At 71.7% G+C, this 23204-nt stretch carries 23 protein-coding genes and 2 pseudogenes; 13 read left to right on the top strand and 12 right to left on the bottom strand.

Going from position 1 to position 23204, the window contains the following annotated elements; genetic code table 11:
• Positions 1-338: 338 nt before the first annotated feature.
• Positions 339-554 carry a hypothetical protein gene (locus ACFY0O_RS25530; RefSeq protein WP_388950420.1) on the bottom strand — a complete coding sequence of 72 codons (216 nt, stop codon included), beginning with the start codon at positions 552-554 and terminating at the stop codon, positions 339-341.
• A gap of 546 nt (positions 555-1100) precedes the next feature.
• Between ACFY0O_RS25530 and ACFY0O_RS25525 the strand changes: the two genes are divergently transcribed.
• Both ACFY0O_RS25525 and ACFY0O_RS25520 read left to right on the top strand, forming a co-directional pair.
• The gene (locus tag ACFY0O_RS25525; RefSeq protein ID WP_388950417.1) at positions 1101-2261 is read left to right on the top strand and encodes a ParA family protein; all 1161 of its coding nucleotides are present in this window, start codon (positions 1101-1103) and stop codon (positions 2259-2261) included.
• Positions 2258-3544, top strand: coding sequence for a ParB/RepB/Spo0J family partition protein (locus tag ACFY0O_RS25520; RefSeq protein WP_388950414.1), 1287 nt, complete (start codon positions 2258-2260; stop codon positions 3542-3544). Before ACFY0O_RS25525 ends, ACFY0O_RS25520 begins: the two co-directional genes overlap by 4 nt.
• A 91-nt stretch (positions 3545-3635) precedes the next feature.
• Here ACFY0O_RS25520 and ACFY0O_RS25515 read toward each other — a convergent pair whose 3' ends face one another.
• Positions 3636-4073, bottom strand: a complete 438-nt coding sequence (locus tag ACFY0O_RS25515) for a glutaredoxin domain-containing protein (RefSeq protein ID WP_388950639.1) — start codon at positions 4071-4073, stop codon at positions 3636-3638.
• A 229-nt stretch (positions 4074-4302) separates the two neighbouring features.
• Between ACFY0O_RS25515 and ACFY0O_RS25510 the strand changes: the two are divergent.
• The 3 genes and pseudogenes from ACFY0O_RS25510 to ACFY0O_RS25500 all read left to right on the top strand — a co-directional run bounded on the left by ACFY0O_RS25510 (position 4303) and on the right by ACFY0O_RS25500 (position 6576).
• Positions 4303-4841 (top strand): annotated as a pseudogene (locus ACFY0O_RS25510) (DUF6461 domain-containing protein).
• Between the two features lie 640 nt (positions 4842-5481).
• Positions 5482-6027 (top strand): annotated as a pseudogene (locus ACFY0O_RS25505) (aminoglycoside phosphotransferase); the annotation flags it as partial.
• Positions 6028-6285: 258 nt separating this feature from the next.
• The gene (locus tag ACFY0O_RS25500; protein ID WP_388950412.1) at positions 6286-6576 is read left to right on the top strand and encodes a hypothetical protein; all 291 of its coding nucleotides are present in this window, start codon (positions 6286-6288) and stop codon (positions 6574-6576) included.
• A gap of 201 nt (positions 6577-6777) precedes the next feature.
• Here the strand turns inward: ACFY0O_RS25500 and ACFY0O_RS25495 are convergent, their stop codons facing one another.
• From ACFY0O_RS25495 to ACFY0O_RS25475, 5 genes are all read right to left on the bottom strand, one after another.
• Entirely contained in the window at positions 6778-7164 is a 387-nt protein-coding gene (locus ACFY0O_RS25495; RefSeq protein WP_388950409.1) for a DUF6009 family protein, read from the bottom strand.
• A gap of 91 nt (positions 7165-7255) precedes the next feature.
• Positions 7256-8800: a phage/plasmid primase, P4 family gene (locus ACFY0O_RS25490; RefSeq protein WP_388950406.1), complete on the bottom strand. Its 1545-nt coding sequence runs from the start codon at positions 8798-8800 to the stop codon at positions 7256-7258.
• Positions 8797-9858, bottom strand: a complete 1062-nt coding sequence (locus ACFY0O_RS25485) for a bifunctional DNA primase/polymerase (RefSeq protein ID WP_388950636.1) — start codon at positions 9856-9858, stop codon at positions 8797-8799. The genes ACFY0O_RS25490 and ACFY0O_RS25485 overlap by 4 nt, the downstream gene beginning before the upstream one ends.
• Positions 9859-10339: 481 nt before the next feature.
• Positions 10340-11251 carry a ParB/RepB/Spo0J family partition protein gene (locus ACFY0O_RS25480; RefSeq protein ID WP_388950403.1) on the bottom strand — a complete coding sequence of 304 codons (912 nt, stop codon included), beginning with the start codon at positions 11249-11251 and terminating at the stop codon, positions 10340-10342.
• A complete protein-coding gene (locus tag ACFY0O_RS25475; protein WP_388950400.1) occupies positions 11248-12468 on the bottom strand; it encodes a ParA family protein in 1221 nt (406 codons plus the stop codon). Before ACFY0O_RS25475 ends, ACFY0O_RS25480 begins: the two co-directional genes overlap by 4 nt.
• A 285-nt stretch (positions 12469-12753) precedes the next feature.
• Here ACFY0O_RS25475 and ACFY0O_RS25470 point away from each other — a divergent pair, with 285 nt between their 5' ends.
• The 3 genes from ACFY0O_RS25470 to ACFY0O_RS25460 all read left to right on the top strand — a co-directional run bounded on the left by ACFY0O_RS25470 (position 12754) and on the right by ACFY0O_RS25460 (position 15137).
• The gene (locus ACFY0O_RS25470; RefSeq protein ID WP_388950398.1) at positions 12754-13251 is read left to right on the top strand and encodes a hypothetical protein; all 498 of its coding nucleotides are present in this window, start codon (positions 12754-12756) and stop codon (positions 13249-13251) included.
• 499 nt (positions 13252-13750) lie between these two features.
• Positions 13751-14164, top strand: coding sequence for a CAP domain-containing protein (locus tag ACFY0O_RS25465; protein WP_388950396.1), 414 nt, complete (start codon positions 13751-13753; stop codon positions 14162-14164).
• A gap of 325 nt (positions 14165-14489) precedes the next feature.
• Positions 14490-15137, top strand: coding sequence for a response regulator (locus tag ACFY0O_RS25460; protein WP_388950393.1), 648 nt, complete (start codon positions 14490-14492; stop codon positions 15135-15137).
• An 8-nt stretch (positions 15138-15145) separates the two neighbouring features.
• Here ACFY0O_RS25460 and ACFY0O_RS25455 read toward each other — a convergent pair whose 3' ends face one another.
• Complete coding sequence (locus tag ACFY0O_RS25455; protein WP_388950392.1) at positions 15146-15340, bottom strand: hypothetical protein; 195 nt, start codon at positions 15338-15340, stop codon at positions 15146-15148.
• A 504-nt stretch (positions 15341-15844) separates the two neighbouring features.
• Here ACFY0O_RS25455 and ACFY0O_RS25450 point away from each other — a divergent pair.
• The 5 genes from ACFY0O_RS25450 to ACFY0O_RS25430 all read left to right on the top strand — a co-directional run bounded on the left by ACFY0O_RS25450 (position 15845) and on the right by ACFY0O_RS25430 (position 20611).
• Positions 15845-16702, top strand: coding sequence for a C40 family peptidase (locus ACFY0O_RS25450; RefSeq protein WP_388950389.1), 858 nt, complete (start codon positions 15845-15847; stop codon positions 16700-16702).
• 356 nt (positions 16703-17058) lie between these two features.
• Positions 17059-17367, top strand: coding sequence for a WhiB family transcriptional regulator (locus ACFY0O_RS25445; RefSeq protein WP_388950387.1), 309 nt, complete (start codon positions 17059-17061; stop codon positions 17365-17367).
• 243 nt (positions 17368-17610) lie between these two features.
• Positions 17611-18699: a bifunctional DNA primase/polymerase gene (locus tag ACFY0O_RS25440; protein WP_388950385.1), complete on the top strand. Its 1089-nt coding sequence runs from the start codon at positions 17611-17613 to the stop codon at positions 18697-18699.
• A complete protein-coding gene (locus ACFY0O_RS25435; RefSeq protein ID WP_388950382.1) occupies positions 18696-20213 on the top strand; it encodes a phage/plasmid primase, P4 family in 1518 nt (505 codons plus the stop codon). The genes ACFY0O_RS25440 and ACFY0O_RS25435 overlap by 4 nt, the downstream gene beginning before the upstream one ends.
• Complete coding sequence (locus ACFY0O_RS25430) at positions 20210-20611, top strand: DUF6009 family protein (RefSeq protein WP_388950380.1); 402 nt, start codon at positions 20210-20212, stop codon at positions 20609-20611. The genes ACFY0O_RS25435 and ACFY0O_RS25430 overlap by 4 nt, the downstream gene beginning before the upstream one ends.
• Positions 20612-20642: 31 nt before the next feature.
• On the opposite strand, the gene ACFY0O_RS25425 is transcribed toward ACFY0O_RS25430, so the two are convergent.
• The 4 genes from ACFY0O_RS25425 to ACFY0O_RS25410 form a co-directional block, all read right to left on the bottom strand.
• Positions 20643-20927: a hypothetical protein gene (locus tag ACFY0O_RS25425; protein ID WP_388950378.1), complete on the bottom strand. Its 285-nt coding sequence runs from the start codon at positions 20925-20927 to the stop codon at positions 20643-20645.
• 226 nt (positions 20928-21153) lie between these two features.
• Positions 21154-21858, bottom strand: a complete 705-nt coding sequence (locus ACFY0O_RS25420; protein WP_388950377.1) for a class F sortase — start codon at positions 21856-21858, stop codon at positions 21154-21156.
• On the bottom strand, positions 21855-22412 hold the full coding sequence (locus tag ACFY0O_RS25415; protein ID WP_388950375.1) for an ATP-binding protein: 558 nt from the start codon (positions 22410-22412) through the stop codon (positions 21855-21857). Before ACFY0O_RS25415 ends, ACFY0O_RS25420 begins: the two co-directional genes overlap by 4 nt.
• A gap of 42 nt (positions 22413-22454) precedes the next feature.
• On the bottom strand, positions 22455-23135 hold the full coding sequence (locus tag ACFY0O_RS25410; protein WP_388950373.1) for a response regulator transcription factor: 681 nt from the start codon (positions 23133-23135) through the stop codon (positions 22455-22457).
• Positions 23136-23204 lie beyond the last annotated feature (69 nt).

The following is a 23204-nucleotide window of genomic DNA, read 5'->3' as shown; positions in this document are numbered from 1 at the left end:
GCCAACGCCATGACCTGGAGATGGCGCCACTCACGACCGAATTCCGGCGCACGGGACAAAAATCGGCCGCCAGAACAGCCCCTCAGAGGGCCGATCTCCACCCGCCTGGAGTCATGTGACCTCTGCGTCGATCACAGGCCGCCAGGGAGGCGTACAGAGGCTTTCGGTCGTCGCGGACCGTCCCCCTGGGCCGATTTCGAGGCCTCCCGACGAAAAATCCGCCAAGGAGGCGTACTGAAGCCCCGGGTAAGAAAACTACGGCCGGCGTGGGAGTCGGTCCGCGTGCAGTCGATGTTCGCTGCCTGGGGATGGCGGTGGCCGCAGGGAGCCACCAGAGGTCATCCGCCGCAGCCGCCTTCAAAACGTACATCGGAAGGCCAGGCGCCTTGCTCGATGAAGTGCGTCACGGCATGGCATGCGTCCTCGAAGACGACAGTGTCCCGGTCGGCGTAGCAGTCGACCTGCCCGCTGGCGAGCGCGTAACCGTCAGAGGAGCCTTCGCCGTGCGGATCGACGAGATGCTCAGCCGAGCTGCCTTCGTCCTCCAGCAACATGACCCTCGCACGTTCTCCGTTGGTCACCACGCCCAAGACCTGTCCCGCGTCACTCTCGAACCACGTCTCCTGGGTTCCCCAGTCCAACCGCCTCCGCAGCAGTTGCCGAGCCTCCTGCCCGGAGTAGGCATGAGAGGCAGAGTCCCGCAAGTGCCAGCGGCTCGTAGCGCTCAAGGTGCTCCTGCCGGGGTCGGCCGTCTCCCAACGGCCGAGGCCGGGCACAGGTGACAGCAACATGGGGACAGCGTCTGAGGAAGTCCCCATTCTCCCTCCGGCTGGCTCAACCGTGTACGCGAGATCGCTCCGGCCGTGCTCACGCTGACGACGACGGTGAGCAGTCGTGGCGGCCGGCTTTCGCCCCGTAGCCCGCCGTGGATCGGTGCCAGCGCCTCGATCCCGCTCGGGCGGACGGCGACGAGATGGCCGTTGGCCGGGCTTTCGAGCCAAGGTAACCGGTGATCATTCTCACCAACCCGCCCCATACCAGGGCAACATACTTCGGTGTGCCTCATCGCCTTCCCGCCAGAAGGTTAGTAAGGTACCCGCATGACCGCTCCATACGATCCGGAAGTCAGGGAAAAGGTAGTCGCCAAGCTGCCCGCCACCCTGCGGCAGGAACTCAAGGTCCGCGCAGCGCAGTTGGGCGTGGACATTCAGGACGCCGTCACCGAGGGCGTCCACGCCTGGCGTGCCGACGCGCCCGCGGCGACGGCCGTCGACACCTCGGGGGCCTCCTCCTTCTCGACGTACCTCCCCACCGGCCTGTACGGGGACTTCAAGGAGGACTGCCGGGTACGGGAGGTCCCGTACAACCAGGGGCTCGCGCAATCCATCCGGCTCTGGCTCGACACCCACCCCTCCCCCACCGGCCGCCGCCGCCCCGCCAACGAGGGGGCCCGCCGGATCGTGGTTTGCAACCAGAAGGGCGGCGTCGGCAAGAGCGCCATCAGCAACGGCCTCTCCCAGGCCCTCGCCGAGACCGGTGCCCGCGTCTGCGTCATCGACTTCGACCCCCAGGGCCACCTCACCCGCCACCTCGGCGCCGAGATGCTCAGCATCAAGGAGCCCAGCCTCGCCAAGTTCATGCTCGGCGAGATCGACGGCCGTGTCCGCGACCTCCTCGTGCCCATCGAGCACGGGGTGTTCGCCGGCCGCCTCTTCCTTCTTCCCTCCTGCAAGGACGCCTTCCTCCTCGACGCCCGGCTGGCCACCACCCGCCACGTCCGCACCAAGGAGACCGCCCTGGAGAAGGCGCTCGAGGAACTGGAGAAGGAGTTCGACTACATCGTCGTCGACTGCCCGCCCAGCCTCGGATACACGATGGACACGGCCCTCTACTACGCCCGCACCCGCGAGGGCGAGTCCCCCAAGAGCTCGGGTGTGATCATCCCGGTGCAGGCGGAGGACACCTCCGCCGACGCCTACGACATGCTCAGCGAGCAGCTCGAGGACCTCGTAGACGACCTCGGCATCGAGATCACGCAGCTCGGCTTCGTCGTCAACCTCTACGACAGCCGCAAGGGATACGTCGTCACCTCTTCCCTCAACAGCTGGAAGGAGTTCGGCGACCCGCCCGTCATCACCGTCATCTCCGACCTCAAGGAGCAGCGCGAGGCCGTACGCGTCAAGCTGCCCCTGCTGCACTATGCCCCGGAGTGCGAGCAGTCCGAGGCCATGCGTGAGATCGCCCGGAGGATCGCGGCATGAGCAAGAGCGACCTCCTCGGCACGGGCGCGGCCTTCAGCAACGCACGCCGCACCGCCGGCCGCAGCGAACGCGGCCGGGCCAAGGCCATCGCCCAGGGCGACGTACCGGCGTACGAACTGATCCGCGTCCCCCTCGACCAGGTCTCCCCCACCCCCCTCAACCCGCGCCGCAACTTTGGTACGGACGAGGAGAAGACCCGCTTCGGCGAGGAGCTCCGCCAGGCCCAGCTCTCGGCCTGCGTCGTGGTCAGCCGAGGCGCGTACCTCTCCCTCTATCCGGACCACGAGGGCCGGATCGGCGCCGCCGCGTACGTCCTCATCAACGGCGAGCGCCGTTTCCGCAGCGCCCTGCACGTGGGGCTGGAGTCGCTGGACTTCGTCGTACGCGACGACCTGGCAGCCTCCCGTGCCGACTTCATCGACCATCTGCTCGCGGAGAACCTCGAACGTGAGGACTTCGACGTCATCGAGCGGGCGCGGGGTGTGCAGCAGCTCGTCGAGACCTGCGCGGAGCAGGGCAGGGAGCACGGGGCGAAGTCGCGGGCGGCCGAGCGGCTGGGCAAGTCGCCGTCCTGGGTGACCAACCAGCTGGTGCTGCTGGAACTCCCGGACGAGATCCAGCGCATGCTCAGCTCTGGTGACATGCCCGAGCGCGACGGACGCCTCCTCGCGCGTGCGGCGAAGGACCGCCCAGGCGCGGACGCGGGCGCCCTGCTGGACCTCCTCCAGCAGAACAAGGCCGAGGAGGCTCAGGCCAAGGCGGCCCAGCGGGAGATCCTGCGCGAGGCCCGCGAGTCGGTCCCGGTGGTGGTTCCGGCTTCGGTCCCTGATCCGGTTCCGGTTCCGGCTTCGGTCCCGGTGCCGGAGCCGGTCGCGAAGCCGGTTCCGGAAGCCGTCGAGGCCGACCCGGCGCCGACCGCTGCCGAGGCGGAGGGGTCCGACCCGCAGCCCGGACTTTTGTCCGCGGACAAAAGTCCGGCGCCGCATACCGCCCCGGAGGCGGTACCGGGGGAGCCCCGCCACTCCCCCACCTCCCCCGCGGAGTCGGCCGCGGCCGCGGCCCAGCCCCTCCCCGAGGTGACGGCAGGCACGCCCCATCCGATCCCTGCGCAGGAGCCGGTTCCCGCCTTCCCCGTGCAGGCGATGAGCCCGGACACGTCCTCGGTCTCATGGAGCGACCCCCAGGCGGTCTTCGAGGCGATCCGCCAGAACATGCCGCCGAAGCAACGCGCGGAGCTGACCATGCTCCTGATCGACAGCAACGGCAGGTCCACCGGTCGCTGAGCAACTGCACATCCACTCATGCCGATGGCCGACTTTTGTCCGCGGACAAAAGTCGGCCATCGGCATGAGTGAGCCGGACCATGGGTTCCGCTCACGCTGGGGTAGAGAGCTGTGCGCGAACCCACTCCGCATCAGGGTTGGTGTGGGGCCGACCCGCGACGACGACGGTCGGCACGGTTTCGTTGCCGTCGTTGGCCGCTCTCACTGTTGCTGCTCCTGCCGGGTCGCGCCAGATGCTGACCCAGTGCAGTCGGCCGGCGTCGCGGCCCAGCCGGATGCGAAGCCGTATGCAGTACTTGCAGCCCGGCCGCCAGAAGACGACGGGCCGGCCGTCGACCGAGCTGCGGCGCTCCGCCTCCTGCGCGCTGATCGACCTTGGGAAGATCACGGGCGAGTTCACCCCGGCAAGCACCATGAACACGACGAGAACGGCTGAGCCGGTGCCGGAACTTCCCTTCCAGATCAGTCCAGTCGCGACGACTGAGCCACAGAGCACAAACACCATCGGCAGGAACCACGCTCGCATCATGTGATGCAGGCTATCGACACGTCGAACTGCCACCCGACTGCCGTCTCCTTCCAACTTTGTCCGCGGACAAAAGTCCAGCGGCCCCCGCATCCCGCGCGCAGAGCGGGAACGAACCGGTCCTGTCTCAGCGCGACTCGTCAGAGGTGGAAGTCGGCTACATGCTGACCCTGGCACGCAGAGCGGCTGATGCCACGGGCTCGACGAACTGGCGAAGCGGCACTGGGAGCCGGTGGACCAGTTCGATCACTGGCCCGGTGCCTTCGTCACCGGGGTCTTCACCGTGCCCCACCCAGCCGGCGACTGGGCCCTGGCCCTGGAGTTCGGCGGCGGGCTGGGCACACGAGACAGCTTCATGGAGCCGCTCTCGAACGGGACCCGCGCGGTCTCCCACTCCAGCAACGGAGGCAAGCCCATGGACTTCTTCCACTGGTAGGAGAACGGCCTGCTGCGCACCGCCTTCGAGTGGCCCGGCGACAGGGAGGGCACCACTCCCGATGACCTGAACCACCTGATGAGGGAAGTCGGCCTCAACCCGTCGGGAGACCAGGCCCGGCTCTCGACCGAAAGGCGGCTGTGCCGGCGCTCAGCGAACGCCTCCCCGGCGTTCGTCTCACGGAGCAACTGCTACGGGAGGCGGAGTACCTGACGGGCGTGGTTCCGGAGGAGCGGGCGAAGGGAAGCGGCGTCTCGCCGGGATGCCGTGATGGTGCGCCGCGGTGGTCGAGGCCCCCGACTTTTGTCCGCGGACAAAAGTCGGGCAGTCGCTGACGGCGGATCGGGGGCCTGGATTGGAGGTGCCGCGGCCGGGACCCCAAGGGCGGGGGACGCACGAGGCGAGTGGGCGGGCGATGTTGGCGCGCTCCAGGGAGGCGTCCTGCGCCTCGGTCCTGTGCGTCACAGCGGGAGGAGTCTGCGTCGCCTCTGGCCCTGCCCGAACGAACAACCCTGGTCTCCGGCCACCCGTGAGGGGGCGGGGGAGCGGAGGCCACATGCCGCCTCGTTCCTGTTGGCCGGACCTTTGCCGATGCCCCTCGCGCCTGCGCGCGCCGCTACGGGATGTCGCTGCGGTGTCCCCAGGGGAGCGGGTCCGCGGTAACCCGTTGGCGGGGCGAGGTCCCGGCCGCGTACGTTCCGCGCATCACCAGGACAACGCCGGACAGGCTGGTCGACGTGGAGGCCGTCTTCCCCGAGCTGGCTGCCTACCGAGGGCGGACCACCCGTCTGCACCCGCGGCCCGGGCTCCCAGACGGCGGTAGGCGGCCGCAACGTCCCCACCACCTATCAGGGCTTTCGATCCCGCCCGGCTGGCGGGTCGGAGCTCGCCTGACGCGCCTCGGAGGCGACGGGGGTGTCCGACTTTTGTCCGCGGACAAAAGTCGGACCGCCCGACCGCACTCGGCGGGTCCCCCTGGCGGCACGTTTTCCCCTGCACCTGGCAGATGCCGCCGACGTGCTCGCAGTCCTGCAACGGGAAGCCCGGGCGAGTTCTGAGCTGGTGGCTGCCAGGAACGGTCGCCTCGGACGCCGACCCCGGTGGGTCGGACGCCTTCGCCGAGGACTCGTGGTTTTCATCGCCGCGCTCCGGCGAGCGGACACCCTCGGGCGGCAGTTCACCCACCACGACGAGTGGATGGCGAAGTGGTTTGAGGAGAGCGAGGAACTGCTCGACGTGCCCCGGCTCCGCCGAGCGTGGAGCCGTCTGCGTAAGTTGCCGCGCACGGGCGCGGTCACGGGCGACCGCCTCGGCGGAGTGCTCGACACCGGCGGGTTCGCGCGGGCCGATCCCGCACTGGATCTGGTCAGTGCCTGGCATCTGTTGGAGCGGGGGCCGAGGAAGGTGCTCCGGGAGGCGTTGGGCTGCGACGACCTCGAATGGGAGCGCGGCAAGGCGTGGGCGTTCCAGCAGGCCATGGGCCTCGTTTGGTACTACGTCGACAGCGATCCGACCATGAGCAGGAGTCGATGGAGTGACGCCGACCCGGCGGTGTCGTCGGCGCTCAGGTCCGGCGCCCGGGCGCAGATGCGGGGGAGTGGCGGCTGTCAGAGAGCGAGCCGGTTCCGCAGTAGGCCCGTCGTGGGCCCGGCGGTGAGCCGGGTGAAGTGCTCGGTCCGGATGATCCGGTGACGGTCGGCTTCCGGCAGGCGGCCGAGGATCCCGGGCAGACCCGTTCACGCGCCACGGCTGCCACGGTGGGCCCGCGTCGGGGTAGAGGTGCGCGAAACCGGCCGCTTCGACGGCGAGCAGGGTGATCTGGTGCGCCCGTACGTGGCCGGGTTGGCCCGTCAGCTGGCCCAGCGCGTCGTGGCCGACGACCACGTCGGGCTTGAAGCCGCGGATATGGGAGACCACCTGCCCGACGGCCTCGTCGAGGGGCGCGTCGAGCAGCCGGAGTCGTGCGGGAGCCGCCTCCGGGTTGCGGGCGTCGCCAAAGCCCAGCAGACGGGGAGCGCCCGCGCCGAGAACGGAGAGCGCGTCGGCGAGCTAGGAGGTCCTGGCCGGTAAGCGCCGGGTCGGCCGTCGGGTGACGCGCCCTCCACGGGCTCGGGGAGCTCCAGACCCGCCGTCGGTCTCGGGCGTGGGCTGCCGGCTTTTGGGTCCCCGGCGGTCTTCGCAGGTCAGGGACTTGGTGGTGGCCGGTCAGGGACTGGAGGGACCGAGTTTTGGAATGCGGACGGGGTCGGTGGCGCGGGGGTCGGCTTGGGGTCAGGCGACCGTGCGGGTGCCGGTGGCCGGGGTTCCGCGTTGGGAGCGTTCCGTTTTCATGCCGACGTGGCGGGGTTCCACCGTGCGGGGGTCCACCGCCTCGCCGGGGGCGCCGGCGCGGTAGAGGCCGTCCGGTTCCGCGTCGCGGTCGTGGGGGAGGAGGTAGAAAACGCGCCGCTTCTGCAGGCCGCTGTCCGGGTCGGCCTCCGCGCTGTCGCAGAGTTCGGCGAAGCCGACCATGCGGCCGTCCCGGTAGTAGCGGGGCTTGCCGCGTCGGCGCGGGGTCTTGTCGAGGGCCTGGCGTACGTAGTCGAGTTGTGCGGGGTCTTCCAGCCACACCACCTTGTCCTCGTGGGTGAGATCGCTTGCTTGGAGTAGCGAGCTCATGGCCTTGGTCCCCTCTCCGTCTGGCGCGGGCGTTGTGCGTCCATGGTAGGTGGCAGGACGCGGTCGCGGACAGTAGGCCCGGGCGGCGGCCTCATCCGGCATCGTCGGCGAGCAGGGCGAGGCCGGGGTAGAACTTCTGACCGTTGGAGCGGAGCATCTCGCCGGGCGAGGAGATGCCGACCTCGGCGCGGATGCGGGTGGCGAAGGCGCGGGTGGTGGCGGGGCGCAGGCCCTCGCCCTCCTGGCACCAGGTGCTGTAGGCCCGGTACAGGGCGCCCTGCTCGACCTTGAGGTCGCGCGGCTCGTCGGCGCCGTCCCCGGTGGTGCAGCATTCGGCGAGGAAGCGGCCGATGTGGTCCTCGGTGGTGGCGTAGGCCTGGGTGGCGGTGCGCACGACGGTGGGACCGGTGAGGACGGGCTTGGTCGCCAGGTAGGCCATGGCGCCCTGGACCATCCAGTGGAGGATGCCGGGGCCCTCGTGGCTGACGAGTTCCTCGGCCAGGTTGTCGATCTTGCGGTGGTCGGGGACGACCCTGTCGAACGGGATGAGGCGGATGCGGCGCCAGAAGGCGTGGCCGCCGGTGCCGACCTCGGGGCGGTGGTTGCCGAGCAGCCACAGCTTGTGCGTGGGCTCGAAGCTGAAGTAGTCCTGCCGCATGCGGCGGGCCTTGAGCCGGTCGCCGCCGGTCAGGAGCTTGACGCGGGCCTCGTCGAACTTGTCGTGCGGCTTGAGCTCGCTGCACACGAACAGGCGCCGGCCGTGGAGTTCGGTCAGCTCCGTGGAGTGCTCGTTGAACTTGCCGCGCTCCATCAGGAAGCCGGGCGGCGCCACGTCCGCGTAGTCCCCGAGGATCTTGATGACGATGTCCATGAGGGCGGACTTGCCGTTGGCGCCGATGCCGTAGAGGAACGGCAGGACCTGGCCGCCGACGTCGCCGGTGATGGAGTAGCCGAGCAGGAGATGCACGAACGTGATCATCTCCTTGCCCTTGTCGTCGTCGCCGAAGGTCTCCGTGAGGAAGCGGGCGAAGCGGGGTGTGGGACTGGCCTCCGGGGCGAGGTAGGTCGCGCGCGAGTGCAGGTCACGGCGCGGGTCGGGCTTGCGGAGGGCGCCGGTGCGCAGGTCGACGACGCCGGCCGGGGTGCACAGGGCGTACTTGTCGCCGTCGAGGGTGTCGGGGTCCAGGGCGAGTTCCGGGGAGGCCTTGGCCTGGGACAGCAAGGCCTTGACCCCGGAGGTCGACATGGCGCGCTTGCGGTGCTGGGCGAGCTCGCGGTCGGTGAACAGGCCCCGGGGGTCGTGCAGGGGCATGTCCTCGGCCATGTCGCCGGCGGCCCAGATCGCCGCCTTCTCGCCGCCGGTCCGCTTCCACCGGTACTCGTCCCACACGTACCAGCCCAGGCCCTCGACATGGCGGAACCGGTCGCTGTGCAGGTGTGCGAAGAGTTTGGCGTTGCCGCGGTCGGTGAGGTTGGTCAGCAGCCCCGCCTGGATGAAGTCGTCCGGGCGTGATCCCGCCACGAGGGCGCTCTGCTGGGCGGGGAGCTGGGGAGGGCCCGGCGGTTCGGGGGTGAACGCGGTGAGTTGCTCGGCGGCGGCGCGCGCGTCGAATCCGGTGCTGCCTGCGCTGCTCATGAACGTCCCTTGGGGTGGATCGGGCGGTTGCTGCCGGCACGGAGGGCGGACTCGATGACGAGCCGGTTCCTGCGGGACTGCGCGGGCCGGGCGGCGTCGGCCGCCTCGGTGAGGAGCCCGGTGCATTCGGCTTCGGTGAGGTGGCCGCCGGCCGCGAGACCGCCGGCGGTGAACGCCGCCCGGTTGAGCTTCTCGCTGAAGGCGGTGCCCGAGGGGGTGCGGGCGCAGTCCCGGACGGCGCCCAGCAGTGGCGCGAGGATGCGGTGGGCGTCGTCGCCGCGCCGCAGGGGGGCGGGGGTGCGGGCCGGGGGCGTCGAAGGGACGGTCGGGGTGGCGGCGGGCCGAGGCGGGCGGGCATGGCCGGTGCGCGTGAGCTCGGCGTTGAGCCACAGCGGCAGCGGGGCGGGCGTGCGGGCCCCGGGGAGGGCCTGGTAAGTGCCCTGGGGGGTGCGGGTGGTGGGTGCCACGATGTAGCCGCCGGTGGCCCGGACGTCGACCTGCCAGGCGAGCGCGGCGCGGGAGCCGGAGCCGCTGGAGGAACGGAAGGCGGGGCCGGCGAGCGGGGCGCGGTACCAGATGTGCAGGCCGCCCGACGGCGTGCGTACCCGCAGGGTCGCCGCGTCCTGTGCGGGGTCGGGCCGGGAACGGTAGGCGGCGAGCAGGGCGAGGGTGTGATAGCCGTTGCTCAGGCCGGTCAGGTCGACCCGGGCGTCGATGTGGATTCCGGGCAGGAGGCGCTGACGGTCCGGCACGGGGGCGGGGTGGTTGTCGACGTCGATGACCACGAGCCCGGCCGGCCCGCACGAGACGCCGACCCCGAACCGGGGTTCCTGTCGCCACCACCGGGTGATGACGGCCGGGTCGGTGGTGGCGGCGTGGAAGCCGTGGCACCAGCCGCCCCGGCCGGTGCACGGGCACTCCCCGGCCGGGTGGCGGTTCTCGCGGCAGTGGGCGCAGTTGGGTGCGGGGGTCTTCGCCCCCGGTGTGAGCGGATGGACCGGGTAGCCGCGCGCCGCGAACCAGAGGGCTGTCCCATGCTGCTCGCCGACTGCCTTCAGGGCTCCTCGCGGACTGACGGTGTGGGCTGGCACGTTCTTTCCTCGGTCGGTGGTTCGGTTGCGTCAGTTCAGTCCCTGACCTCGTCCGTTCGGGAGGACCCGTCAGTGACCGAGGGACTGAAGGGACTGAAAATCCACAATGCCGCGAGCCTAGCGCAGGGGTGGCTCAGCCTAACGCACCCTGCTGCAACTATTTTGGAACCTCAGTCCCTTGAGTCCCTGAGTCCCTCCCGGGTGGGGGATTTTGGGGCTGGTCTCCCGGTTTGTTCCCGCTGGCCCCGGGCGTGGCGCCGTCCCTTCGGTCCCTGAACCGCCGGGAGTCACCGCCAGGGACCGAACCGTGGACGCCGTCCCCCCATCCCCTTAACGGGGTTCGGCCCCCTGTCGGACACGGGTTCGGTCCCTGTTCTTCCAGTCCCTGTTCGGTCGGTCCCTGCGCCTTTCGGTCCCTGTCCCCTCGGTCCCTGCCGGGACCCGGCCCTCAGTCCGTGCCGTGGGCGTCCAGGAGCCGTTCCAGGAGGACCGTGCGTCCGGCCTCGTCCATCTTCTCGAAGACGAGATCGGCCACGGCGTTCCCGTCGCGCCACGGCACCTCCCCCTCCGGCGGGGACGGTGTGCTTACGGCGTAAGCGGCCGCCTCCGGCCGCGGGCGCTTCCCCGGGGCCTGCGCACGGGCTTCGAACGCCTCCTCGACCGCCGCGTGCTGCTGTTGCTGGGGCAGCCGGCCGATCCGGCGCGCCACCTCCACCGGCAGGGTCCTGTCCTCGACGGCCCGCTGGAGGTCCGGCGTCAGGTTCAACAGGGCGAGCCGCTGGGTGACCCAGCCGCTCGACTTGTGCAGGGCCCTGGCGACCTGCCGCTGCGAGCCGTACTTCTCCACCAGCCGCTGGAGCGCCCGAGCCTGCTCGACCGGCTCCAGGTCCTTGTGCTGGACGGCGGCGACCAGCGCGGTCTCCAGCAGCGTGTCGGCGTCCTTGGCGAGCGTGTCGTCCAGGTGGGCGGGAATGTCGTCCAGGCCCGCGGTGTTCGCGGCGGCCAGGCGGCGGTTGCCGTCCACCACCACGTACGCGGCGTCACCGATGCTCGGCTCGTGCCCCGGGTGGGCGGCCAGGAACGCCGCACGGCTGACCACCGTGACGGGCTGGATGAGGCCGCGCGCGGCGAGGCTGTCGGCGAGCTCCTCGACCTCCGTCAGCTCCTCGCGCGGGTTGTACGGGTTGTGCGCCAGCGTGGCCACCCGAAGCCGCAAGCCCTCACCGGTCCGCGCCGGCACCTCGGCCGACGCGGGGGAGTCCTGCCCGCTGAACCGGGCGAACGCCGCGGCACGGCTGCTCATGGGCCGGGCCACGGCGTCGAACGTGGCGGAACCACCGAGCCTCTCGGCCTTGCTCACGGGATCCTCAGTTTCCGGGCGATCGCCCGCATCTGGTGCGCCTGCTCGGACTCGGGCGCGTACACGAACAAGGGCGTCTGCATCCGGACCGCCTCCCGCTGCTCCTTGAGGTCGTGGACGACCGACAGCACCGGGGGAGTGCCGAGCGCGATCCACTTGTCCCGCGAGGACGTCGCGATGAAGCCGCGCCGGGGGTCGAACTTGTTCACCACCAGGCCCAGTTGCTCGATGCTGATGTCGAAGTCCCGGGCGAGTGCCTCGGTTTGCTGGATGAGCATCCCGTACGCCTGCGCCGAGGTGTCCTCGGCCTCCACCGGGATGACGAGGCCGGAGGAGCCGGGCTTCTCCTCCTCACGGTGCCGGGCGTAGTAGAGCGCCGAGTCCATGGCGAGACCGAGGCTCGGGGGCGAGTCGATGACGATCGCGTCGAAGTGCTCCTCCAGCGGGGCCAGCGCCCGTTCCAGCGCGGCGTGCCGGGGTCCGCGGAACATGGTCAGACCGGAGTCGAGCAGGAACGCGTCGAACGCGGCGGGCAGCATCCGCAGCCGGCCGCCGAAACGCCGGCCGTCCACCGGCAGCGCCAGCTCGAGCAGGTCGCGCCGTGCCTGGTCCCGGTGGAGCATGTGCGTGATCAGGCTCTCCTCGCCCGCCGGGATCGCCTTGAACCCCAGCTGGTGGGAGAGGTGGCCCTGCGGGTCGAAGTCGACCAGCAGCACCCGCTGTCCCGCGACCGCGGAGGCGGCGGCGGTCGCCGCCGCGTGCACCCGGCTCCGGGCAGGCGTGCGGGAACGGTTCTGCGGGGGGTCCTCGGCCAGGGCCTGGGCGAGGCTGGAGGAGATGGCGGTCTTCCCGACCCCGCCCTTCTGGTTGCACACCACCAGCCGCCGGGCGGGGCAGGCGGCTGCGGGGTGTTCCGCCAGCCACAGGGCCACGGCCTGGGCCAGGCCCTGGATGTACGAGACGTCCCGTTCCCGGCAGACGTCCTTGAGCCTGCCGTAGAGGCCGTCGGGGAGGTAGGTGCCGAACGATTCCGCGCCGGCGGTGTCGACCTGGGGGAGCGGCCCGCTGCGGCCGAGCCATGTTTCGATCCCGGCGGCGACCGCGTCCTGCATGGCCACGCCCAGTTGTGCCGCCCGGATCTTCAACCCGTACTGGAGGTCGGCGGGGAGTTTGGAGACGAGCTTCTCCCGCGTACCTCCCTGCGGAGGAGATGACATGCGCGGCAGCTTACTGTCGCGACGCCGGATTCCCACGTCCCATAACAGGCGTTTCTTCCGATTTCGACGTTAGTACGCGGCCGGGCGCTTACGGCGTAAGCGCCCGAACGGCCCGGCTGCCCTCGGCGGAACCCGTTCCGCTCCCCCGGTCGGACCCTTTCACGGAGGAACAACGGCCCGGAACGCCCTGCGCGCCTTCCGCGGGGCCGGGTGGCGGTGTCACCGTCGCCCTGAATACCGGATCGTCCGCCGGAGGCGGACATCGTGCAGAAGAGGTGGCCAGGGATGATCGAGACGCGGCTCGCGGCAATGGGTGAGCTCATCTACACGGAACTCGCTCCCCCTCCTGCCCGCGCCGGCAGCGGTGACACGACACCCCCTCCCGGCGGCGCACCGTTCGACTGGGGTCTGAACGCCGACGGCTGGAACGTGGTCATCCACAACCGGTCCGGCGCCCCCATCACCCCCTGGTACATGGGGCAGGACATGGTGCGCAAGGCGCCCCGGCTGATCCGGCCGCGAGGGAGGGGATCGGTCAGGGGAAAGGCGGACCCCCTGCGTTCCGGTGTTCCCGCGGACATGAGGATCGACCTGCGGATCCACGGGATCTCCAATGTGCTGGCCGTGACGGGCGTCCCCGGATCGAACGGTTTCACGGCCGAGGTGTACGGCAGTGAGCCCTGGGCGTTCCGCTTCGCCGCCTTCGACGCGCGCCGGCCGCTGGAGCTGACGGTCCTGGTCGGGGGTTCCCTGGGGGCGGGGGAGCGGGTGCGGGCCGCCTGAAGGAGTGCGAAGGAGGGGCAAGGGGCGTGCTGCGCCCGGCCGCCGGGGCAGCGCTGAGCGGACCGGCCCGCGTCCTCCGTCCGGGGGGCTGCCCGGGGGATGCCCGCGTGGGGGCGCCGGGCCGCACGATGGCCGGGGGCCGCAGGGTGCGAGCCCCGCAGGACAGGAGGAGCGGCACATGGGACGGCACGGAGCCCCCAGAGCGGCACGCGGACGCGCCCGGTACGGGCGTGCCACCGTGCTCGGTATCGCGTCGCTTCTGGTGGCGGGAGCGGTCGCGGTTGCCGCGGTCGGACCGGACGGCGGCGACGACGCCCGGCGCGAGGTGGCCGGCTCGGCGCTGTCGGTCGTTCCGCTGGACTCCTTCCCTGACGCTTCGGGCCCGGTGAAGCCCTCGGGAGGCGTGGGGGATGGTGCGGCGGCCGGGAAGGACGGGCCGGGTGGGGAGGACGGGCCCGGTGAGATGGGGAAGCCCCGGTCTGCCGGACGCCCCGGGCCCGTGAACGCCGCTCACCGCGAGAGCATCCCGCGAACGCCCTCCGCCGCCACGGCGGCAGCGGCGAAGCTGGTCGACGAGGCCCGCGCGGAGGCCGGCTGTGAGCCGCTGACGGTGGATCCCGCGCTCGCGGCACTGGCCGCCGGGCACAGCAAGGACATGGCCCTTGACGGGTACTTCGGCCACCAGGGCCCTGACGGAGCCCCTCTGGTCGTGCGGGCCGCCCGGTCGGGCGCACCCGCGGCGACCGCCGAGAACATCGCACGCGGCCCAGCCGATCCGCAGGCCCTCATGAACATGTGGATGGCCCGGCCCGGAGCCCGTGCGAACATCCTGAACTGCGGATTCCACAGCATGGGCCTGGGCGCCTACTTCAACGGCTCGGGCTTCTGGTGGACCGGGGACTTCGCCGCCTGACGCCGCTGTGGCCGGGGACCCCCTTCCGGGACCGGAGGGACCGGAGGGACCGGAGCGACCGGAGCGACCGGAAGCCCGGGGCCCTCCCCCCCCCCCCCGCGCGAAAAGGAAAAGCAGCTCGCGTCATCGTGTGGCTGCGTCGCTTGCGTCGCTTGGGTCCCTCGGAGGCCGACCGACGGTCGGCGAGCGGCCGGTGCGGAGAAATTGTCACCCCACGTCATCGACCCCCCGTGAATCGTGAACATCGGTAACGGTCTTTGCGACCCGCAGCGGTTAGTCTTCCGTGGGGGCCGGATTGTTGACGGCACGATAAAGGCGGTGGCAAGTGGCTGGTCTCAACAAACTGATCAGTGTGGTGCTGGCCGATGACCACCCGATGTTCCGGGAAGGTGTCCGTCGGGCCCTGACCTTGAGCGGTCGCATCGAGGTGCTGGCCGAGGCCGACACCGGCCGGCAGGCGCTGGAAGCCATCGCCGAACACCGGCCGCAGGTGGCCGTCGTGGACGTGCGCATGCCGGACCTCGACGGGATCGCCGTGGTCCGGGCAGTGGTACGTGACCGGCTGCCGACGCGCGTGCTGCTGCTGACCGCCTTCGACGACAGCAGTCTGGTGTTCCAGGCCATCCAGGAGGGCGCGGCGGGATACATCCTGAAAGACGCCTCGCGCGCGCAACTGGTCGAAGCCGTCGCCCAGGCCGCGGCCGGCGGAACGGTCATTCCCCCCGAGCTCGCCGGGGGACTGGCCGGGGAGATCCGCGGGCGGCTCAAGGACGAGGGCCCGCTGCTGACCGACCGGGAGCGGCAGGTGCTCAAGCTGTTCGCGGAGGGCCTGAGCATTCCGGCGGTGGCCGGCCGGCTCTTCCTCGCTCCGAGTACGGTCAAGAGCCATGCCCAGCGGCTCTACACGAAGCTCGGCGTGTCGGACCGGGCGGCGGCCGTGGCCGAGGCGATGCGCCGAGGGCTGCTGGAGTAGCCGCCTCCTCACCCCGGGAACCAGCCCGCCCCGCCGAGATGGTGGACGGGCGTCATACCGGGGCGGCAGCACTCGGGCGAGCACCGGTCCAGGCCCTGCCATTCGAGGACCAGCGAGTCGTAGAGCGGAGTACCCGACCGGTGCGCGGCCGTATCCCCGTGCGGATACGGATACTGCCGGCCGGGAACGCTTTCGGCGTGCATGGTGTCTCCCTTCGATGACCCGCTCGCCCGGGAATGTCCGCACCGCTGAGCGGGGCATTACAGGAGTGTGCGTGGCCGGCCCCTGCCGGAGGAGTGGCGAAGGGGAAACCAAAAGGGTCTACGACCGGTGCCTTCTTTCCTCCCGTGCGCCCCTCATCAGGGGATGGCCGGGCCCTCGTGCGGACCGATGAAGGCTGCGGCACACGGAGCCCCGGCGGTGCTCCGTGCCGGGCAGCTGACCCTCGCGGTCTACGGCGGGCCGAGCGCGCAGTTCCAGGCCGAGGGCACCCGCTGCCAGGTGGAGCTCGCCACCCCCGTGGCGGCGACCGCAGACGACGCGCGACCTCGACTTCGTCGCCCGCACCGTCGACTCGCTGCTGCTGTGCGAGGGTTCCTGGGGCACCGGGGGAAACGGCCCGCCCCGCTGCCCTTTCGGGACAGCCACGGGGCGGGCTTTCGCGTGGGCGTTGTGGTGGCCCGAGCCGGCCCGATAGGGCTTGTCGCATGCCTCCTTACAGCCAGCACACAGCAGCCCGCACCCGTCGTGCGGGGACGGCCCGTCACCGCAAGCCGTCCCCGCCCCTCCCCGGCAAGAACGCGCTTCAGCTCGGCATCGCGACAGGTGTCCTCGGCACCGTCATGGCCGCGGCACCGGCGAACGCCGCCGAGGACACCCGGCCGGACACCAGCACCCTCGAACTGGACCTCCGCACCTCCGAGACCGCCGAGACCGCCGCCGTCCTGCGCGACTGGGCGCAACGGCTCGAACTCCACGACCGGCAGAACCGCGCCGCCGGCGACGCGGCGACCGAGGCCAGGACCGACAAGCAGACGGCCCTGCGGGACGAGCGGCAGCGGTTCGAACAGCAGAAGGCCGCCAGGCAGAAGGCGGACCGGGAGAGGGCCATCCTGGCGGCCGGGGCCGCGCAGGAGAAGGCAGCCAGGGACAAGGCCGCCGGCAACAGGGCGCCGGGACCGAAGAAGCCCAGCGTGGGGACGCAGACACCGGGCTCGTCGCTGTCGGGCGTCGCCGGCTTCGCCCGCAGCAAGGTCGGCTCCGCCTACGTGTGGGGGGCCTCCACCGGCAACGCCTTCGACTGCTCCGGTCTGGTCCTGGCGGCCTACAAGACGATCGGCGTCTCCGTCCCGCGCACCTCCCAGGAACAGTCGAAGGCCTACCCCGACGTCAAGGGGGAGCTGAGGCCCGGGGACATCCTGTACTGGGGCAAGAAGGGGGCCGCCCACCATGTGGCCGTCTACGTCGGCGACGGCAAGTACGTCGGTGCGCAGAACCCCCGGGTCGGCGTCGTGATGCGGGACGTCGCCGGAAGCGGCTACACCGGCGCGGTGCGCCCCGGATAGGGGTCCGAGCGACCGAAGCGACCGGGAATCCGAACTATGGCGGCCTTTTCCCCCGGCACTGGGTCTCCCCGAGCCATAGGTGGGGGAGATGAGTCGCTTCGGTCGCTGTGCCGCGACTTCTTTTCGTAAATGACAAGATCGGTAATCGGGATGTGAATGCAGCGGAAATCTCGCCCCCTCATTCCGATCCTCTGATCCGCATTCTCGGCGGCACCCGAATTCCCCCGGTTCGGGGTCCGGTCGGATGTGCCCGTCCACCGAGGGGCGCCGGCAGGCTGGGCTGTGGGGAGCCGCACGGTGTTCCACCCGGCGCAGCCCCCCCCCACCACAGCGACGATGAGGAGACGAGAGGACCCATGCCTGTTCCTTTCACCGTGCCCCTGTTCGTACCCAGCACCGATCAGGTGGGGGTACTCCCCTGCGCCGAGCCCGGCGTCGACATCGACGAGCTCTTCTTCAACCCCCTCGGGGCGAAGGGCTCCGCCGAGACCGCGCTGACGATGTGCCGGCGGTGCCCCGTCAGCGCGGACTGCCGTTCCTTCGCCCGCGCGGGCAAGGAGTGGGGGTTCTGGGGCGGAGAGTCGGAGACCGACCGCGGCGGCGCCCGCCGCGGTCAGCCCACCCGCAGGTCCCCCAGGAAGACCGCGCTGCTGCCTTCGTCCTGACACGGGGCGGAGGCCGGCCGTTCCGGGACCAAAGTCCCGTCCGGGGTCGGACGATCGGACCCCGATGACGACCCCGTGGACCCCCCGATCGCCCCCCGGGGACAGGGCGGTGATGCGCCAGAGTGGTGGCGTGTCACCTAGTCGGTCGCTTGAGTCGCTGGAGAGAAGCCGGATGAGCCGTGAGCTGCGCACGCGTAGTCGCCCTGCCAGGGGGCCCCTTCCGGGGTGGAAGCCGGCCGGCCGGTGACCGTCTCGGAACGCGGGGTCAGCGGTTGTTCCCCCAGGGCCGTCGCCCGCTGGTGCGCGGCGCAGGGGTGGCCCGTACACCCCCTCAGCCGGGGGACGAAGACCCCGGCGCGCAACTGTGCTTCCTGCCGTGGCGGCGGCCACCCGCCCGCCGAGTGCCCGTGCCGTGCCGCCGGCCGGTGGTGCCACGGCTTCCACGCCGCAACCACCGACCGCGCGCGCATCGACGGCTGGTGGTCCGAGGACCGCTTCGGGGTGGGGGTGGCCTGCGGCCCGGCCGGGCTCGTGGTGATCGACATCGACGCCCACGGCGGTCCCCTGCCGGCGCGGGAGCGTCTGCTGCCCGGCATCGGAATCCCCGCGGACCTCGACCTCACCGGCCTGACCAGCGGATTCCACAGCCTCGCCGTGCTCGCGGCCCTCCACGGGGAGCGCAGCCCTGCCTTCGACGAACACACCCTGCGGGTCCGGACCCCCTCCGGCGGCCTCCACGTCTGGTACCGGACGGCCCCGGAGCGGCGCTGGCTCTGCTCGGTGGGGTCGGGGCGCGGCCGGGCCCTGGCCTGGCAGGTCGACGTACGCGCCCACGGCGGGTACATCGTCGCGCCCGGCACCGTCACCCGGACCGGCGCCTACACGGCCCTCGGCTCCTGCCGGAAGCCGGCCCCGCTCCCGCAGTGGCTCGCCGGGGAACTCACCCGGACCGGACACGCGGTCGCCGCCGCGCCCGTACGCCGCCCCGCGGCGGTGACGGTACCCGCCCGCCGCCCGGCCCCTTCCCGGCGCAAGAGCGGGTACGCCGGTCGTGACGGGGCGGTCCCCGTGCTGGCCGGTGTCCTCGGTGACCTGGCCGCCTGCGCGAGCGCCCCGGCGGGAACGGGTTTCACCGAGCGCCTCAACCGGGCCGCCTACACGGTGGGCGGACTCGTCGCCGCGGGACGCCTCGACCCCGACGTCGCGGAACGCGCCCTGGCCGAGGCCGCCGCCCGGGTCCGTCCCGGACAGACGGAGCGGGCGCGCCGCATCATCGCCGGCGGCCTGGCGGCCGGCCGGACCCGACCCCTCCACGCGGGAGGACGCGCATGACGGACGCCCCGACGGGGTTCGATCCGGTCGCCGTTGCCCTGCGGATCCTTTCCGAGGGCCACGTGCCGACCGGTCTTCCCCCCAGTACTCCGCAGCAGCCGCAGCCGGCCGCCGCGGTCCAGGCGGCGCGCGGCCTGCTGCCGGACAGCCTCTCGGACCGCGGCAACGCCAAGCTTTTCGTGTCCCTGCACGAACGGCGGTACCGGCACGTCCCGGGACTCGGCTGGTACCGGTGGACCGGATACCGCTGGGAGGCCGACGAGGACGACACCGTCGTCTGGGCCGCCGGAGAGATGGCCGAGCAGCTCGCCGAGCACGACCCGGCCGGCGTGCACAGCGCTTCGGGCCTGCGCCAGAACCGCCGCCGCGCCCTGTCCACCGCCGGGATGAAGGCGATGCTGACGCAGGCCAAGTCGGCCCCCGGCATGGTGCTCAACGCGGCCCGGATGGACGCGGAGCCGTACGCGCTGTGCACCCCCGGAGGCGTCGTCGACCTGCGCACCGGCCGCGTCAGCGTCCCCGACCCGGCCCGCGACTACCACTCGCGCTCCACCAGCGTCGCCCCGGAGGCGGTGCCCGCCGTCCGCTGGGAGTCCTTCCTGCGGGACACCTTCGGCGAGGACGCCGAGGGCGCGGAGATGATCGACTTCCTCCAGCTGCTGCTGGGCTACTCGATCACGGGTGACGTCGGCGCGCAGGTCATGCCCTTCCTCCACGGTTTGGGCAAGAACGGCAAGAGCGTGCTGCTGGAAGTGCTGATGATGCTGCTCGGGGACTACGCGGACGCCGCACCGCCCGGGTTCCTGATGGCCAAGCCGTTCGAGGGGCACCCCACCGAACTCGCCGAACTCCAGGGCCGCAGGGTCATCGTGTGCAGCGAGCTCAAGCCGGGCGACCGTTTCGACGAGGCCCGGGTGAAACTGCTGACCGGCGGCGACCGGATCAAGGCCCGGCGGATGAGGCAGGACTTCTTCGCCATCACCCCCACCCACAAGCTCTGGCTGATCGGCAACCACCGCCCCGAAGTGGGCACCGGAGGCTTCGCGTTCTGGCGGCGCATCCGCATGATCCCGTTCGAGCGCGTGGTGGCCGACCACTGCAAGGTGGACAACCTCGCCGACTCCCTCGTCCAGGACGAGGGCCCGGCCATCCTCAACTGGCTGATCGACGGCGCCCGCCGCTACCTCGCCGGGGAGAAGGACTTGACCGGACCGGACCGGGTGCGCCTGGCCACGACCGCCTATGCCGAGACGGAGGACCACATGGGACGCTTCCTCACCGAACTCTGCCGGCTGGAGGCGGGGCTGCGTGCCGAGCAGGCCATGCTCTACCAGGCCTACCGGAAGTGGTGCCTGGCGGAGGGCGCCAACCCCGTCACCTCCCGGGCGTTCGCGGCCCGCATACGGGAGACGCTCGGCATGAGCAGCCCCAAGCAGATGCTGACGTCCAACCAGCGCAAGTTCTATCCCGGGATCGGACTGCTCGCCTCTCCCGAACAGGAGGTGACCTCGTGAGCGGCCTGATCGAGGCGCACCAGATCGCGCAGGAGTGCCGGCTTGTCTGGCTGGAGGACATCAGCGCCCTGGACTACGTGCGCCAGAGCCTGGAACGGCTGCCGAACCGTCAGGGGAAGCCGCCCTACCACCGGGACGGCCGCATGGTCGGCTACGCGGTCCTCGGACCGGACGCCAGGCCGTCGCGGGCCTCGGGCACCTTCCTGCGCCGGGTGTTCTGGCTGCTTCCGCACGACAGGGACCAGCAGCCCGACGGGAGTTACGCGTTCAGCAGCCCGTCCGAGGCGGTCGACCCGCGGACCCTCGTGCCCGGGAAGCCCGGCCGCAGGACCCAGCGGTCCGCGGGACCGCCGTCGCCCGTCATGCGCGAGCTGGGCATCCTGCTGCCGGAGTGCTGAAGAACCGCCCGGGGGGCGTCCGGTCGTGCGCTCAGGGCCGTGACCCGGCTCCGCCGGCCCCCGGCGGGCGGTAGTCGGGGTGGTCGGCCCACTGGCCGGCGACGGCGTGCAGGCAGCCGGCCGCCGCGTCGTAGTCGGCGCGGTCCCCGCGCGCGCGTGCGTCGTCGGCCTGGCGGACGAGGCCGCGGACGGAATCGGCCAGGGCCCGCACCGCGGGCATGACCTCCGTGCCGGAGGTCATGCCCAGCAGATCGCTGAGCCGGGCGTCGAGAAAGGCGCACTGCGTGGTGAGCTCGTCGTGGGCGGCGGCGTGCACATCGTGTCCTTTCACCGGTCCGGCGGTCTGAGGGCGAGCACGGAAGATCCAGGATGCACGGCGGGGTACCCGCCCACACCCACCAACCGCATGATCCACCGGGTGAGCCGGACCCCTGCGGACCGTGTTCCGGAGGGCTTCGGCGGCCTGCGGCGGGCAGGGGGCAGCGACCGGAGCGACCCGGGGTCCGGGTCGTGCTCCGCGTCGCGGGCGGGCGGGGGGCCGGTCAGTCCTTGCCGGTCAGGTGGGCGAAGACGACCACGTTGGAGTTCCAGTGCCGGTCCTGGGTGAGGTCGCCCCCGCAGGTGATGACCCGCAGTTCCGCCTTGCCGTGGGTGTCCCCGTAGACCTTCTGGGTGGGGAAGGCGTCCTTCTTGAACGTCTCGACGTCGTCCACCGTGAACACGGCGGTGCTGTGGTCCTCGCGCTTGACGTCGATCTCGGCGCCCTTCTTGAGGTCGGGCACCTTGAAGAACACCGCCTTCGGGGTCGTCGAGGTGTCGAGATGGCCGACGATGGCCGCGGCACCGGCCCCGCCGGGGGTCGGACCCTCGCGGTACCAGGCGGCGTCCATGGGCTTGTCGAACGCGGGAGCCTGCATTTCGCCGTCGGCCTGGAGCCCCACCGTGTTCAGCCGGGCGTCGACACCGATCGACGGTATGACGATGCGCTCGGGCACGGAGGCGGGCAGCACGGAGGCGGAGCCCGCCTGCGACTGCGAGGGAGCCGAAGTCGTACCGGCCTCCGGCTTCGCACCCCCCTGGGAGCAGGCCGTGGCCACCGCCGCGGCGAGCACCACCGCCGAGGCGAGCGTCGCCAGCCGCAGGCCGCCTCGGTTGCGGGGGCGGTTGGGGGGCCGGGGCGGCTGGGGGCCGTTCGGGGAGAGGGGTTCGGGTCCGCCGGCGGCGGGGCGGCAGTCGTGTGGGGTCATCGGGGGTTCCTCGGTCGCGGTCGGCAGTCGGCTTCGTTCGGGAAGGGGGCGGGGTGCGGGGTGCGGGGCGGGAAGTCGAGGGTGGCCCGGACCGTCTTGCCGGACTCGCGGTCGGGGACGGTGGTCCAGTGCTCGCAGAGGATCTCGACCATCAGGAGGCCGTACCCGCCGTGCGCACCTCGGGCGTCCGCCGCCGTGATGCGCGGTGCTCCGGCGGAGGGGTCGGAGACGCAGAGGGTCAGGCGGCGGGGCCCAGGCTGCCAGCGCGAGACCAGGCGGGTGGGGCCGGACGAGTGCCGGCCGGCGTTCCCCACCAGCTCGCCGGCGACGAGCAGCGCCTCCTCGGCACGGCGTTGACACGGGCCGTCCTCGCCGGTGAGCAGGCCCAGTTCCCTGAGCTGGGCTTCCAGCAGGCGGCGGAAACGCCGGGCCGGCTGGTCGAGCCGGTCCGGCACGACGACCAGCACGGCCGAAGCGCGGACGCCAGGGGCATGGGCGCGCGGGTGGGGCGCCGTGGCCGGCTCGCTGCCGGGTACGGGGGGCACGGGAAGCATGGGGGGCTCCTCTGGGGACGGAGTCGGCGGCGCGCGCGGAGGTCAGGCGGTCGGCGCGTGCAGCTTCACTCCCACGCCGCGCAGGCTGTGCAGATAGCGCGGCTGTGCCGCGCTCTCGCCCAAACGCCTGCGCAGCAGTGACAGGTGGACGTCGACCGTGCGCATGCAACCGAACGTGCTCTGCCAGATCTCCCGCGCGAGCTCCCGCTTGGTGACGATGCGACCCTGGTGGGAGGCGAGGTAGGCCAGCAGCTCGAACTCCCGGGGCCGCAGCCGCAGGGGGTGCCCGTCCAGCCGCGCCTGGTGCGCGGCGACGTCGACGGTGAGGTCGCCCACCTTCAGGACGGGGATCGCGGGTTCGACGCGGTAGCGGCGGGCCAAGGCGTCGACCCGGGCGCTGAGCATGGCCAGTTTGAACGGCTTGCCCACGCAGTCGTCGGCCCCCGTCCGCAGGGCCGTCACCGCGCGCCGCTCGTCATGGGCCGGAACGGCCGCGATGACCGGTGCGGTGCAGGTGCGGTGCAGCTTCCTGAGGACGTCGAGACCGTCGAGGTCTTCGAGGTCGAGGTCGAGCACGACCACGTCCGGACGCTGGAGGCGGACCGCCCGCACCCCGTCCCGACCGCACCCCGCGGTGGTCACCCGGTGCCCGACGCCGCCCAGGGCGTGCTCCAGCCTCACACGGACCGACACGTCGGGTTCGATGATGAGTACGTGTGTCATATCGCTACGTCGCCTCCGGCGAAAGGCCAGTTGAGGAACGGGTCCCCCTGGATACCCGGACCTTCAGCC

It is taken from the genome of Streptomyces sp. NPDC001594 (assembly GCF_042893675.1).
In the GTDB taxonomy this organism is placed as follows: domain Bacteria; phylum Actinomycetota; class Actinomycetes; order Streptomycetales; family Streptomycetaceae; genus Streptomyces.
Note: the sequence above shows the minus strand (reverse complement) of the source record. Positions and strands in the feature narration are given on the sequence as shown.